The organism is Nocardioides ginkgobilobae (assembly GCF_054781275.1).
Map to the genome: position 1 here is coordinate 1 of NZ_BAAGUS010000033.1, position 12,847 is coordinate 12,847.

11 protein-coding genes and 1 pseudogene are annotated in these 12,847 nt (G+C 72.5%); 6 read left to right on the top strand and 6 right to left on the bottom strand.

Annotated features, from left to right (window positions below):
• Nucleotides 1–155 precede the first annotated feature (155 nt).
• Both ACYVID_RS17805 and ACYVID_RS17810 read right to left on the bottom strand, forming a co-directional pair.
• Nucleotides 156–302: pseudogene (locus tag ACYVID_RS17805) on the bottom strand (HNH endonuclease signature motif containing protein); the annotation flags it as partial.
• Between the two features lie 15 nt (nt 303–317).
• Nucleotides 318–1,448 (bottom strand): DUF222 domain-containing protein, encoded by a 1,131-nt coding sequence (locus ACYVID_RS17810; protein ID WP_460739374.1) that lies wholly within the window; start codon nt 1,446–1,448, stop codon nt 318–320.
• Nucleotides 1,449–1,870: 422 nt separating this feature from the next.
• Here ACYVID_RS17810 and ACYVID_RS17815 point away from each other — a divergent pair, with 422 nt between their 5' ends.
• On the top strand, nt 1,871–3,643 hold the full coding sequence (locus ACYVID_RS17815) for a sulfatase family protein (protein WP_460739376.1): 1,773 nt from the start codon (nt 1,871–1,873) through the stop codon (nt 3,641–3,643).
• 31 nt (nt 3,644–3,674) lie between these two features.
• On the top strand, nt 3,675–4,610 hold the full coding sequence (locus ACYVID_RS17820; protein WP_460739378.1) for a metallophosphoesterase: 936 nt from the start codon (nt 3,675–3,677) through the stop codon (nt 4,608–4,610).
• Between the two features lie 16 nt (nt 4,611–4,626).
• Here ACYVID_RS17820 and ACYVID_RS17825 read toward each other — a convergent pair whose 3' ends face one another.
• The 3 genes from ACYVID_RS17825 to ACYVID_RS17835 all read right to left on the bottom strand — a co-directional run bounded on the left by ACYVID_RS17825 (nt 4,627) and on the right by ACYVID_RS17835 (nt 7,881).
• Nucleotides 4,627–6,174, bottom strand: a complete 1,548-nt coding sequence (locus ACYVID_RS17825; RefSeq protein ID WP_460739380.1) for an LVIVD repeat-containing protein — start codon at nt 6,172–6,174, stop codon at nt 4,627–4,629.
• 166 nt (nt 6,175–6,340) lie between these two features.
• Nucleotides 6,341–6,706, bottom strand: a complete 366-nt coding sequence (locus tag ACYVID_RS17830; RefSeq protein WP_460739382.1) for a hypothetical protein — start codon at nt 6,704–6,706, stop codon at nt 6,341–6,343.
• 17 nt (nt 6,707–6,723) lie between these two features.
• Complete coding sequence (locus ACYVID_RS17835; RefSeq protein ID WP_460739384.1) at nt 6,724–7,881, bottom strand: YibE/F family protein; 1,158 nt, start codon at nt 7,879–7,881, stop codon at nt 6,724–6,726.
• A gap of 118 nt (nt 7,882–7,999) precedes the next feature.
• On the opposite strand from ACYVID_RS17835, the gene ACYVID_RS17840 reads away from it, so the two are divergent.
• The 4 genes from ACYVID_RS17840 to ACYVID_RS17855 all read left to right on the top strand — a co-directional run bounded on the left by ACYVID_RS17840 (nt 8,000) and on the right by ACYVID_RS17855 (nt 11,035).
• Entirely contained in the window at nt 8,000–8,398 is a 399-nt protein-coding gene (locus tag ACYVID_RS17840; RefSeq protein ID WP_460739388.1) for a TOBE domain-containing protein, read from the top strand.
• A 92-nt stretch (nt 8,399–8,490) separates the two neighbouring features.
• Nucleotides 8,491–9,159, top strand: coding sequence for a molybdate ABC transporter substrate-binding protein (gene modA, locus ACYVID_RS17845; protein WP_300641454.1), 669 nt, complete (start codon nt 8,491–8,493; stop codon nt 9,157–9,159).
• A 5-nt stretch (nt 9,160–9,164) separates the two neighbouring features.
• Entirely contained in the window at nt 9,165–9,980 is an 816-nt protein-coding gene (locus ACYVID_RS17850) for an ABC transporter permease (protein ID WP_300641456.1), read from the top strand.
• Nucleotides 9,977–11,035 carry a sulfate/molybdate ABC transporter ATP-binding protein gene (locus ACYVID_RS17855; protein ID WP_300641458.1) on the top strand — a complete coding sequence of 353 codons (1,059 nt, stop codon included), beginning with the start codon at nt 9,977–9,979 and terminating at the stop codon, nt 11,033–11,035. Before ACYVID_RS17850 ends, ACYVID_RS17855 begins: the two co-directional genes overlap by 4 nt.
• A gap of 79 nt (nt 11,036–11,114) precedes the next feature.
• Here the strand turns inward: ACYVID_RS17855 and ACYVID_RS17860 are convergent, their stop codons facing one another.
• On the bottom strand, nt 11,115–12,662 hold the full coding sequence (locus ACYVID_RS17860; protein ID WP_460739386.1) for an MFS transporter: 1,548 nt from the start codon (nt 12,660–12,662) through the stop codon (nt 11,115–11,117).
• Between the last annotated feature and the right edge of the window lie 185 nt (nt 12,663–12,847).

Genomic DNA, 12,847 nt, shown 5'->3' on the forward strand with positions numbered 1-12,847 from the left:
CTCGCAGCACCCCGGCGTCTCTGAACCTCCGCAAGAGCGCAGGCTTCATGTCCTGCAGCAGCGCCCATCGCGGATCAGTCACGAATCAACGGTATGTCCGAACCGCACCCACGTCCGCTCATCGGCATGAGCGGATGTCCGGGTCCGGACATGAGTCACGTCCGTCGGGTGAATTCGATGCGGTTGTCGACTGTGGCGTGGTGGTCGTAAGCGGGGTCGTGGACGCGGCGGTGGTGCGCGGGGCAGAGCAGGCGGCCGTTGGTCAGGTCGGTGGGTCCACCCCGTGCCCAGGGGTCGTCGTGGTGGGCGTGGCAGAATCAGGCCGCGGTCTGGCACCCCACCGCGGTGCACCCCTGGTCGCGAACGACGAGTGCGATCCGCTGGGCGCGGGTGAAGCGGCGTCGACGGCGGCCCTGGTCCAGCACCTGCCGTCTGCCGCCCAGGACGACGGGGATGATCCCAGCCTCGCACGCCAGCCTGCGTGCGGTGTGGGCGGCGATCCGGTCACCGGTGTCCAACGTGGCCGCACCCAGTCCACCGGCCAGGGTCTCGAGGCTCATGGTCACCACCACCGTCGCGCCGGTGCCAGCAGTCTCCGGGAGCCCGGTGCCGTCCAGGCGCTCCAACAGCTCGCAGAACGCCTGGCCGAGCTCGTGGCTGGTCGCCCGCCGCTGCGGCTCGGGCCGAGCCGGGTCCGTCGGGTCCGTCGGGTCCGTCGGGTCCGTCGGGTCCTCGACCGCCCCGGTTGCGGGGTCCTGGTGGCTCACGACCAGGCTCATCAAGAACTTGCGCAACATCCCGGCATGCAGCTCGGGGATGGTGAACCGGCCGTGGACCTTCCCGGCGCCGTCGGGGGTGAGCGAGAGGGTGGTGGCCTTCTCTGCCGCGGCCTCGGCGTCAGCGAGCTGCTTGGCCTCGTGCGCCTCCCCGACCTCGGGCGCCACCACGTGCAGGATCCGATCACCCAGCACCCGCAGCTGCTGCGCGTCGTGACGGGCAGCGAGGTCGACCAGGGTCTGCTCGGCCTCGACCCGCACCCACGAGGCCACCTCGGCCGGGATCGCGTCCAGGGCGCGGGCGATGACTTCGCCCTGCTCCAGGTTCACCCCACCCGCAGCCATCCCCGCCCGCAGCACCTCGTAGCGGCCCAGGGCCTCGGCGAAGAACACCGCACGTCGTGAGGCACGCACCGTGGTGCGGGTGGCGTGGGCGAACCACGTCGCCGTCGTCGTCGCGCCACAGGTCCGCTCCACCGCCACCTGGGTGCCGTGGGCGAGCATCCTCAATCTCAGCTCGGCTACCCGTGCCTCCAGCCGCGCCAGCGCGACCAGCGAGACACCCGTGGCCTCCGCGTCCAGGCCCAGCAACGAGACCTCACCTAGGCCGCTCAGCACCTCATCGATGACCGCGATCCCGCGGTCCACCTGGTGCTGCCCGAGCCCTGCCATGAGCAGACTCTTCCACCCACCACCGACATTCCGAGACCCTCAGGACCGTTGTCCACAAGGGATCTGAGCATCGAGACCGGACCGTGACCCACCGGCTCGACCGAACCGGTCGTCCACAACATGCATCACGGCATACCGGGTTTCCAGGTGGCGCTGGCGCGCCTCCTCAGCCAACGGCTGGGGACACTGGCGCGGCTCCTCGACCGCCGAAGGGGTCGCCAGCTCGACTGCTCGAGCAGCAGGTGGCGCCGTCGGCCTGCGGGCTGTCGACAACGACTCGCCGGGGCTCGCCGTGAGACCGACCGCACGAACGCCGGGTGGACGACCGAGCCGCGTCCGGGACCGGCTCCGGGCCGGAACATGCCACTGCGAGCCAGCCGGATCCGCGCTCGGACGGCCGTCGGGCCACCTACCGTCGCTGGGTGCTCCCACTCCTGCGTCCCCGACGCGTCCGCAGACTGCTCATCGCGCTCACCGCGGCCGCCGTCGGACTGACGGCCCTCACCGCCCTCGGCGCCGCCGGTTCGGCTGTGACCGTCCCGGCATCCGCCGCCACCGCCGCCTCCGCCGCTCCTGGGGCCACAGGCGCAGCCAGGTCGACGGCCGACGCACGGGCACGGACGCCCGACCCCCGTCCCAACATCGTGGTGGTGGTCGCCGACGACATGCGCGTCGACGACCTGCGCTGGGCGCCCCGCACGCGCCGCCTGCTGGGCGCCGGCGGGATCTCGATGGAGAACTCCTTCGCGCCGTACCCCCTTTGCTGCCCCCAGCGCGCGACCTTCCTGACCGGGCAGCACGCGCACAACCACGGGGTCTACTGGCACGAGCCGCCGTCGGGGTACGGCGCGTTCGACGACTCACGCACCCTCGCGACCTCCCTGCGCGCGGCCGGCTACCGCACGGGGTTCCTCGGCAAGTACCTCAACCGCTACGGCCTGGACGACTCCCTGGTCAGCGGCCAGCCCTCGCACCGCTACGTGCCCGCCGGGTGGGACGAGTGGCGCGGGGCGGTGGAGAACCCCGGTGACGCGGGCTTCCACGGCGGCACCTACGTCTACACCGACATCGCGTTCAACCACGACGGCCGGATCGACAACCGCTACCGCGGGCGCTACAGCACCGAGGTGATCGGCGACCTGGCCGTCGACATGGTCCGGCGCTCCGACCGGCACCGGCAGCGCACCGGCGACCCGTTCTTCCTGCTGGTCAACCACGTGGCCCCGCACCACGGCGCTCCCCGCGACCCCGACGAGCCGCAGCCGCTGGGCGGGTCCGAGGACTCCACGCGGGACTTCCCCTCGCCGTACGTCCCGCCCGCGGAGCGGGGGCGCTTCGACGACGTCATCGACCGGGCACCCGGGATCGCCCGGGCCGGGGCGCCGACGGAGAAGGACGTCTCCGACAAGCCGCGCCAGGTCCGCAACCTGCCTCCGCTGAGCAGCGCCGACCTGCGGGCGATGCGGGAGGTCGCCCGCCAGCGGGCCGAGGCGATCCACGTGATGGACCGGCAGGTGGCGCGACTGGTGACCTCGCTGAAGCGGACCGGTGAGTGGGAGCGCACGGTCGTCGTGTTCACCTCCGACAACGGCCTGCTGCAGGGCGAGCACCGCTTCCGCACCGGGAAGGTCTGGTCCTACGAGCCGTCGTTGCGGGTCCCGCTGCTCCTCACCGGTCCCGGCCTGCGCGGCAAGGGGCCGCTCGGGCACCGCCGCTACGACCCGGTCGACACCCCGGACCTCGCTGCGACCCTGCTCGACCTCGCGGACGCCGAGCCGCCGCGACGCCCGGACGGTACGTCGGTGCTGCCGACCCTGCTCGAGGGCGACCGCGGCTGGGACGTGCCGGTGCTGACCGAAGCCACGCACACCTCCCGTGGCTCGGAGCGGGGCTTCGGGCAGCGCAGCTCGGTCGGGGTCCGCACCGGTCGGTGGAGCATGACCCGTTACCGCGACGGCTTCGTCGAGCTCTACGACCTCGTCCGCGACCCGCTCCAGCACGAGAACCTCGCCCGCTCACCCGAGCACCGGGACGTGCTGGCCGCGCTCACCGGGTCCTGGCGCGAGGTCAAGGACTGCGCGGGCGCCGACTGCCAGGTGCCGCTGCCCGAGTCGCTCGCGATGACGGCCGACGAGGTCGCGGACGCGACCCGCCGCTACTGGAAGGCGATCGAGCGGACCTACGGATACCGCTGACCGTGGCAGGACCCCGACCTAGGCTGCCGAGGTGACGCAGCTCGGTCAGTACCCCGACCCCACCCACGTCGTCGCCCACCTCAGCGACCCCCACCTGCTCGCCGCCGGCCAGCTGCAGTACGGCGTCGTCGACCCCGAGCGCGGGCTGGTCGCCGCCCTGGAGCGGCTCGGTCGGATCGACCCTGCCCCGCAGGCGCTCGTCTTCACCGGGGACCTCGCCGACAAGGCGGAGCCGGAGGCCTACGCCCGGCTGCGCGAGCTGGTCGAGCCCGTGGCAGCAGGCGTGGGCGCCGAGGTCGTGTGGACCATGGGCAACCACGACGCCCGCGAGCCCTACGCCCGCGGCCTCTTCGGCCCCGACGCTGACCCGACGGTGCCGCAGGACCGGGTGCACGAGGTCGACGGGCTGCGCATCGTCGCCCTCGACACCTCGATCCCCGACTACCACCACGGCGAGCTGCGCCCCGAGCAGCTCGCCTGGCTGGCCGACCTGCTGGCCACCCCTGCCCCGCACGGGACGATCCTGGCGATGCACCACCCGCCGATCCCGGTGCCGATGCTGCCGCCGGCACAGATCATCGAGCTGGCCGACCAGCACCTGCTGGCCGAGGTCGTCCGCGGCACCGACGTGCGCGCGATCCTGGGCGGGCACTTCCACTTCACCAGCCACAGCCTCTTCGCCGGCGTACCCGTGTCAGTGGCCTCGGCGACCTGCTACACCTCCGACCTCACCCCGGCCGACCGCTACCTCTCCGGGGTCGACGGGCACCAGTCGGTCAACCTGTTGCACGTCTACGAGGACCGGGTCGTGCACACGGTGGTGCCGACGACCGAGGCCCCCGAGGTCGACGGCTACCCGCTGTCGGTCGGGCCGCAGGTCCACGCGCTGTCCGACCACGACCGCCGGGAGCTGCTGTCCCGCAAGGGCGTGGACCTGGCCGCGCTCGTCGAGCAGCTGGGCCTCTAGGCGCCGTACGGCGCGCTCAGGAGGTGCGCCGGCGGCGCGCCCCCACGCGGTGCAGCAGCAGACCGACCAGGGCCACCGGCGCGAGCAGCGCCAGGCTTGCGGCGCTGCTCGAGCCCTCGACCTGCAGCTCGAGCTGGCGACGCAGGTCGCGCGGCTTCAGCGGCTCGACCGTGCCGATGCTCTTGCCGTCGTACCGGAAGACGTCGAAGCCGCGCACCAGGTCGTTGGAGTAGCCGTAGAAGGAGCCGTTGCGCTTGATCTTGTTGGTCTTGAACGACCAGGAGTCGGAGTCGGGCATGACGTAGGAGCCGACCTCGGTCATCCCGGCGCCGTCGCCGAAGGCGAGGTTGAGCGGCCCGGCCAGCGGGTCGGTGGCCGCGTCGGCGAGGCCGGAGAGATCGATGACGCGCACGCCCTGGGCGTACCAGGAGATCGTCATCAGCTGCTGGCGCTCGTAGATGCGCAGCACGTGGGAGGTGCAGGTCGCGCCGTCCTGGACGGTGAAGGCCGGGATGAACCAGGCCCCGATCTTGACCGGAGCGGTCTCGAGGTCGCCGGTGATGTCGTAGAGGTGCAGCCCGCCGCCCGGGCACTCCAGCGACGCGGCCGCTCCGGCGCGCTCGTCGGTGACCACGAGGATGGTGCGCTCCACACCGTCGGATCCGGTGAGGGTGACGGGGTCGGCCTGGTGGGAGACGTTGACGGCCGGGTCGATGATCTGGCCTACCATCTCCGGGTTGGCGGGGTCGGTGGTGTCGAGGACCAGCGTCTGGCTCAGCGCAGCGGAGTAGGCCCGGGTGCCGTCTGCGCTGAAGGTGATGTCGTGGGACTCCGATCCCAGCGAGGTCGGCACGAACGGGATCGGGAAGTCCTGGACGAAGCGCGGCTTGGCCGGTGCGCTGATGTCGTAGATCGTGATGAACGGCTCGGTGCCCGAGGTGAGCAGGTCGGAGTTGGAGTTGTAGAGGTACTTCCCGCTCGGGTGGATCGACATGTTGTGCGACCCGGCGGCGACGGGCAGGAAGCTGACCGACTGCGGCCGGGTCGGCTGGGTCAGGTCGACGATGACCGTGCCCGCGTCGTCGGCGGCCAGGTCGAGGTCGCGCCCGCACCGAGACGCCGCACCGGCCTCGCCGACGCTGCCGTCGGCGGTGTAGCTGGCCAGGACCCGGCCCCGGTTCGTCCACACCTGGATGTCGCCCTGCGAGATGTCGCAGTCGTAGACCGCCACCCGCTTCGGCGCGGTCGGCCGGGTGATGTCGATGATCTGCATGCCCTTCGACAGCGTCCCCGCCAGGGCGTACTCCTTCTTGCCCAGCTTCATGAACTCGATGTCCGAGCCGCCCTGGGCCTCGCCGGTGTCGTCGTACTGGAGGTTGGCGACGAACTCCATGTTGACGCCGACGCCCTGGGTCTCCACCCGCTCGCCGCGGGTGTTGGTGGGGGCGTCGCCGGCCTGGTGGCCCACGGCACCGGGTGCTGCGACCAGCGGGGCCAGGGCGACGAGGGAGACGGCCAGCAGGGAGCGGGCCCAGCGGGTGGTGGAGCGGGCGGCACGAGGCATGGGTGGTCCTTGCGGGGTACGTCGCGGGGTCGGTGACTCCACAACGCAGGACCGCCCCTCGTGGTTACGCGGGGCGGTCCGTGGTCGTGCCGGCGCGTGGGTACGCCCGTCGTGCTGGGTCAGCCGGTGACCAGGACGTAGAAGGCCTTGCGGTTGCCGTCGGTGGTCACCGAGCCGTCGGAGAGGCGCGGAAGACCACGAAGGAGTTGGCGTTCTGGGCGTCGGCCGGGGCGCAGTTGGTCGGGATCGGGACGCCGGTGTTGCCCATGAAGTTGCAGCGGCTGACGCTGATCTCGCCGGAGAACTCGGCGTTGGCGTCGGGGCCGGGGGCGCGGCCGTTGGTGTTCATGTTGCCGTCCTGGTCGATCGTGTTCTGCAGGACGATGCTGGCCACGATGCCGTTGTCGGAGAGGTCCTCACCGGCGTTGATGTAGACGTTGCCGTTGGCGCGCAGGGCATTCGGCGGGGAGCCGTCGGGATGGGAGAACTGCTTACCATTCTGCCGGCCCCGCCGACCGGGCAACGAGCGCACCCGTGGAGCGACCCGCGTCACCAGCGGCCGCGGGTGCCGATCGCGGCCAGGGCGGTGGTCACGGGGACGGCCGCGACCAGGCCGAGGGTCGCGACGAGGGAGCGGACGATCTCCTGCGCGACGATCTGGTCGGTGAGCACGCCTCCGAGGGGCTCGCTGTTGGCCACGATGAGGATCAGCAGGGGCAGCGAGGACCCGGCGTACGCCAGGACGATGGTGTTGACGACCGAGGCGATGTGCGAGCGGCCGACCCGGGCGCCGGCGCGGTAGAGGTCGCGGCCGCGGTAGTCGGGGTTGGCGCGCGCGATCTCGGCGACGGTCGCCGCCTGCGTGACCGTCACGTCGTCGAGGACGCCGAGCGAGCCGATCACGATCCCGGCGAGCAGCAGGCCCTCGAGGTTCACGGCGTAGCTCTGCCCCAGCGCGGTGGACAGGTCGTCGGTGACCCCGGTGAGGTGCATCGCCGAGACCGCCAGCGCCGACAGGGCGCCGGTGAGCGCGAGGGCGACGAGGGTCCCGACGACGGCCACCGACGTGGACGGCGAGACCCCGTGGGTGAGGTAGAGGACGGTCAGGGCGATGACCGCGGCGCCGACGATCGCGACGACCAGCGGCGGGTCGCCGCCGAGGATGGCGGGCACGACGAAGAGCACCAGCACCAGGAACGTGACGGCGAGGCCGACCAGCGCGCTGAGCCCGCGCCAGCGGCCGAAGGCGACCAGCGCCACCGCGAAGGCGATCCCGAGGATCCACAGCTGGGTGCCCCGCTGGTGGTCCACGACCGCCCACGTCGTGCCGTCGGGCGTCTCGGTCGCGATGAGCAGGACGTCGTCGCCCTCGTCCAGCTCCGGGGCGCCCTGACCGTTGGGCAGCGGGACCCGCTCCTGCTCGCCCGCGCGGGCACCGTCGGTGAACCGGACCAGCGCCGTGCCGCAGCCGTTGACCTCGTCGGGGAGGTCCTCGGCGCAGGGCTCGGGGGCGATGGCCTCGACGGTGCCCGCGACCTGGGCCAGGCTGCCGGGCCCGTCCGGGGCCGACACCGGATCCGGCCACATCCACGCCATCGCGACGAGGGAGAGCACCGCCAGCGGGGCGATGGCGCCGAGCATCCAGCGGTGCAGGCGGCGCTCCTGGGGCGACAGCGACTCCGCGCGGTGGGAGTGGTGGGCGCCCATGGGCCCCACCCTAGGGCCTGCCACCGCGCCTCCGCGCCCGCCCGCAGTCGCCGCGTCCTCGCCTCGCGATGCTGTACGGGCACGCATCCTCGGCACTAACGTGATCTCTGTGCCGAAGATGAGGATCAGGGATGCCGCCGCCTACCTCGGCGTCAGCGACGACACGCTGCGCCGGTGGATCGACGCCGGCACGCTGTCCGCCTCGGTGGACGAGGCCGGCCGCAAGGTCGTCGACGGGCACGAGCTGGCCCTGGTCGCCCGCACCCACGCCGCTCCTCCACCGCTGCCCGACGGCCTGGCCAGCTCGGCGCGCAACCGGTTCGTCGGGCTCGTGACCGACATCCGCACCGATCCAGTCATGGCGCAGGTGGAGCTGCAGTGCGGCCCGTTCCGGGTCGTCTCGCTGATGTCCAGCGAGTCCGTGCGCGACCTCGGCCTGGAGCTCGGGTCGGTGGCCGTGGCGGTCATCAAGTCCACCAACGTCGTCGTCGAGACCCCGCCGGTGGCGGCGCCGTGATCCCGCGCCGGGCAGCGGGGCGGGCAGCACTCGCACTCTCACTCACCGCGGTCCTCTCCACCGCCGCGTGCGGAGGCGAGGAGGGGGAGCGGGTGCTCACCGTCTACGCCGCCGCCTCGCTCACCTCCACCTTCACCGAGCTCGCCGAGCGGTTCGAGGCCGACAACCCGGGCGTCACCGTCGCGCTGAGCTTCGCTGGCTCCTCCGACCTGGTCGCGCAGGTCATCAGCGGCGCCCCGGCCGACGTCCTCGCCTCCGCCGACCTGGCGACCATGGACCAGCTCACCGCCGAGGACCTCCAGGGCTCGGAGCCCGAGGTCTTCGCGACCAACACGCTGCAGATCGCCGTCCCGCCGGACAACCCGGGGGAGGTCTCCGGCCTGGCCGACCTGGCCGAGGAGGACCTGGCCGTCGTCGTCTGCGCGCCCGAGGTGCCCTGCGGCGCGGCGGCGGTGGCACTCGCCGGGGAGGCCGGCACCACCCTGGCACCCGACAGCGAGGAGCAGTCGGTGGCCGACGTGCTTGGGAAGGTGCGGGCCGGGGAGGCCGACGCGGGCCTGGTCTACGTCACCGACGTGGTCGCCGCTGCCAGCGACGTGCTGGGCATCGACGTGCCGGAGGCCGCGGCCGTGGTCAACGACTACCCCGTGGCCACGGTCGCGGGCAGCGACGAGGCCGAGCTGGCCCAGGCCTTCGTCGACCTGGTGCTGGGCGAGGAGGGCCGGCAGGTCCTGGCCGACGCGGGGTTCGGCACACCGTGACTCCGATGCCCCCCAGCACCCGACTGCGTACGACGTGGGGCGGCAGCGACGTCGGAGTCCCGCGCTGGATCCTCCTCCCCGCCGCCGCGGGGGCGGCGTTCGTGCTGCTCCCGCTGCTCGCGATCGTGCTGCAGGTCGACTGGCGGGCCTTCCCGTCCCTGGTGACCTCCGAGGCGTCCCGGGCCGCCCTGCTGCTGAGTCTGCGCACCTCGGCGGCCAGCACGGTGCTGTGCGTGCTGCTGGGTGTCCCGATGGCCACGGCCCTGGCCCGCACCCGCTTCCCGGGGCAGTCGCTGCTGCGCGCCCTGGTGCTGCTGCCGCTCGTGCTGCCGCCCGTCGTCGGCGGCATCGCCCTGCTCTACACCTTCGGCCGGCGCGGGCTGCTCGGGGAGACCCTGGAGGTCCTGGGCCTGGAGGTGGCCTTCTCGACCGCGGCCGTGGTGATGGCGCAGACCTTCGTGGCGCTGCCGTTCCTGGTGGTCAGCCTCGAGGGCGCGCTGCGCACGGCCGGGCACCGCTACGAGATCGTGGCCGCGTCGCTGGGCGCCCGCCCGACCACCGTCTTCCGCCGGGTCACGCTGCCGCTCGTGCTGCCCGGGCTGGTGTCCGGGGCGGTGCTGGCCTTCGCCCGGGCGCTCGGGGAGTTCGGCGCGACCATCACCTTCGCCGGCAGTCTCCAGGGCACCACCCGGACGCTGCCGCTGGAGATCTACCTGCGCCGCGAGACCGACGCCGACGCGGCCGTGGCGCTCTCGCTCGTGCTGGTCGTGGTGGCCGTCGTGGTGATCGGGACCGCCGGGCAGGGTCGGGTGCGCCGATGACCTTCGAGCTGGAGGCCGAGGTCCCCGAACGCGGGGTCGAGCTGGCGCTGCGCGTCGCGCCCGGGGAGACCGTCGCGCTCCTCGGACCCAACGGCGCGGGCAAGTCCACGGCCCTCGCGGTCGCGGCCGGCCTGCTCCGACCGGCCCGCGGCCGAGTCGCCCTCGACGGTCGCCCGTTGACAGTCACCGGCGGGGGCGGTCAGCAGGCGTCGTGCGTGCCCCCGCACGCGCGCCGGATCGCCCTGCTCGCCCAGGACCCGCTGCTCTTCCCGCACTTGGACGTGCGCGCCAACGTCGAGTTCGCGCCCCGCGCGCAGGGTGCCGGCAGGGCCGCCGCCCGCGAGGCGGCCCAGCGGTGGCTCGCGACGGTCGGCGTCGCCGACCTCGCCGAGCGTCGACCCGGCGAGCTCTCCGGCGGGCAGGCCCAGCGCGTGGCGCTGGCCCGCGCCCTGGCCGCGGACCCGCTGCTGCTGATGCTCGACGAGCCGATGGCCGCCCTCGACGTGGCCGTGACGCCGGCGGTGCGCCAGGTGCTGCGCACGGTGCTGGCCGGGCGCAGCGCCCTGCTGGTCACCCACGACGTGCTGGACGCGCTGCTGCTCGCCGACCGGGTCGTGGTACTGGAGGACGGCCGGGTCGTGGAGGAGGGCCCCACCTCCGAGGTGCTGTCCCGCCCCCGCAGCGCCTTCGCGGCCCGGATCGCCGGGCTCAACATCCTCACCGGCACCTGGCGCGAGGGGCGGGTGCACTGCGAGGACGGCTCCGTCGTCGCCGGGATGAGCAGCGACCCCGCGCCGACCACCGGCGCCCGGGCGGTCGCGGTCTTCTCCCCCGGCGCCGTCTCGGTCTACCGAGAGACACCCGGCGGCAGTCCTCGCACGGTGCTGCACGCCCGGGTCACCCAGATCGAGCCGCACGGCGACCGCGTCCGGATCCGCACCACGCGGGCCGCCGCGGACGTGACGCCGCAGGCCGCGGCCGAGCTGGACCTCACCCCCGGCGCCGAGGTGCTGCTGAGCATCAAGGCCACCGAGATCACCGTCTACCCGGCCTGACTGCGAGCAGAGCCCGGCAACCGCGGTGGGAGAGCAGACTGGGCCGGTCGTGCTGCTCCGTGAGCCTCCACCGCTCGGCTCAGCTGACGGTGCGCTCTTGGTCAGGCTCCTTGCGTGACGGCGCAAGCTTGAAGCACAAGGCCGCACCGCCCGTCAGCGCCAGACATGCCACCCACAGCGCGGCGGAGTAGCCGTCGGCGAAGGAGCCGAGAGCGCTCTGGGCAAGATCCGCTCCCTGTGCGCCGAGCTGGTCGGCCACTCCCAACGCCTGGGTGAGACCCTCCTCGGCCGTTTCCGCTGCAGACCCAGGCAGCGGCTGCGTCGCGGGGGCGAGCCGGTCGCTGTACACCGCAAGGAGGATGGACGCGGCGACAGCACTCCCGAGGGCTCCGCCCACCTCCCGAGTGACGTCGTTGACGGCTGCCGACAGCGTGCGGCGGTCCTCCGGCAGACCCTCGATGATGAGGCTGGTCCCTGGCGTGATGGCCAGCCCGAAGCCGAAGCCGAACACCACGAGAGAGGCTGCGAAGAACCAGAGCGACAGCGAGGCATCTGCCAGTGTCGCGAACGACGCGTAGCAGCCTGCCATCAGCAGCATGCCCACAGTCGACATGGCTCGAGCCCCCCACCGTGTCAGGAGGTAAGGCCCGAACCGGGACGCCGGGGCGATGCCCACGGCCATCGGCAGCAGCCACAGCGCGGACTGCAGAGGAGTCTGCCCCTCGACGTACTGCAACCACTGCGGAGCGAGGAAGAAGAACCCGAAGGCCGCGAAGAACTGCAGGAACACGAGCAGGCTGCCCGCGGCCACTCCTGGGTGCCTGAAGAGCCGGACGTCGAGCATGGGTCGGTCTAAGCGCAGCTCGACGACCACAAAGGCCCCGAGGAGGGCAGTTCCGGCCACGAGGCCGCCCAACGTGAGCGGGTCGGTCCATCCTTGTTCGGGGCCTTCGATGATGCCGTAGACGAGCAGGAAGAGGCCGGCGGCCGACAGCACCCCGCCCGCGATGTCCTGCCGCAGATCTGGGTTGCGTGACTGCGGGACGATGACGCCGCAGGCAAGGGCCGCGAGCACGGCAGCAGCTCCGTAGACCACCTGGATGCTCGACCACCCAGACCCCTCGAGCAACAGCCCTGCGGCGACGATGCCGACCATCGCGCCGGCGCCGGACACCCCGGCCCACACAGAGATGGCCAGCGAACGCTTGTCCTCGGGATAGGCATCGACCAGCACGGACAGGGTGGCAGGCATGACGGCTGCGGCGCCCACGCCGGCCAGGCCCCGCAGGGCGATGATGACAACGGGGTCCGTGGTGAGGGCCGAGCCCAGGCTGGCCAGGCCGAAGAGGAGAAGTCCCACGACCAGAAACGGTCGACGCCCGAACCGATCTGCAGCGAAACCGATGGGCAGCAGAAGAGCCGCGAAGACCAGAGCGTAGGCGTTGACTATCCAGGTGAGCTGGGTCTGGGTTGCCCCGGTGTCCACCGCCAGGTCCGGCAGAGCGAGGGAGAGCGAGGACGTTGCGCCGATCACCAGAGCCAAGGCGATACACATCACGGAGAGAAGGAGCCCGAGCCGGGGGGCCTGCCCCCGTCCGACATCGTTCTGCTCGGCGACAAGACTCATCGGGATCGATTCCTCACTGGCTCGACTACGGGCGGCGCTCGTGGATTCGATCGCGCTTGGGCCTTACCCCCGGATCTTGGACACGGGGTGTGATTACGCGGCGGTTGGCAGCGTAGCGTCCCGGTGGGCCTCGTAGGTGGATGGGGACAGGTAGCCGCACCAGCTGTGCCGGCGGCGGGTGTTGT

Coding starts and splice junctions, on each gene's coding strand:
- ACYVID_RS17810 (WP_460739374.1), bottom strand. CDS start 1,448: ATGGCAGGGCTCGGGCAGCACCAGGTGGACCGCGGGATCGCGGTCATC.
- ACYVID_RS17825 (WP_460739380.1), bottom strand. CDS start 6,174: ATGCCTCGTGCCGCCCGCTCCACCACCCGCTGGGCCCGCTCCCTGCTG.
- ACYVID_RS17835 (WP_460739384.1), bottom strand. CDS start 7,881: ATGGGCGCCCACCACTCCCACCGCGCGGAGTCGCTGTCGCCCCAGGAG.
- ACYVID_RS17840 (WP_460739388.1), top strand. CDS start 8,000: ATGAGGATCAGGGATGCCGCCGCCTACCTCGGCGTCAGCGACGACACG.
- ACYVID_RS17850 (WP_300641456.1), top strand. CDS start 9,165: ATGCCCCCCAGCACCCGACTGCGTACGACGTGGGGCGGCAGCGACGTC.
- ACYVID_RS17855 (WP_300641458.1), top strand. CDS start 9,977: ATGACCTTCGAGCTGGAGGCCGAGGTCCCCGAACGCGGGGTCGAGCTG.
- ACYVID_RS17860 (WP_460739386.1), bottom strand. CDS start 12,662: ATGAGTCTTGTCGCCGAGCAGAACGATGTCGGACGGGGGCAGGCCCCC.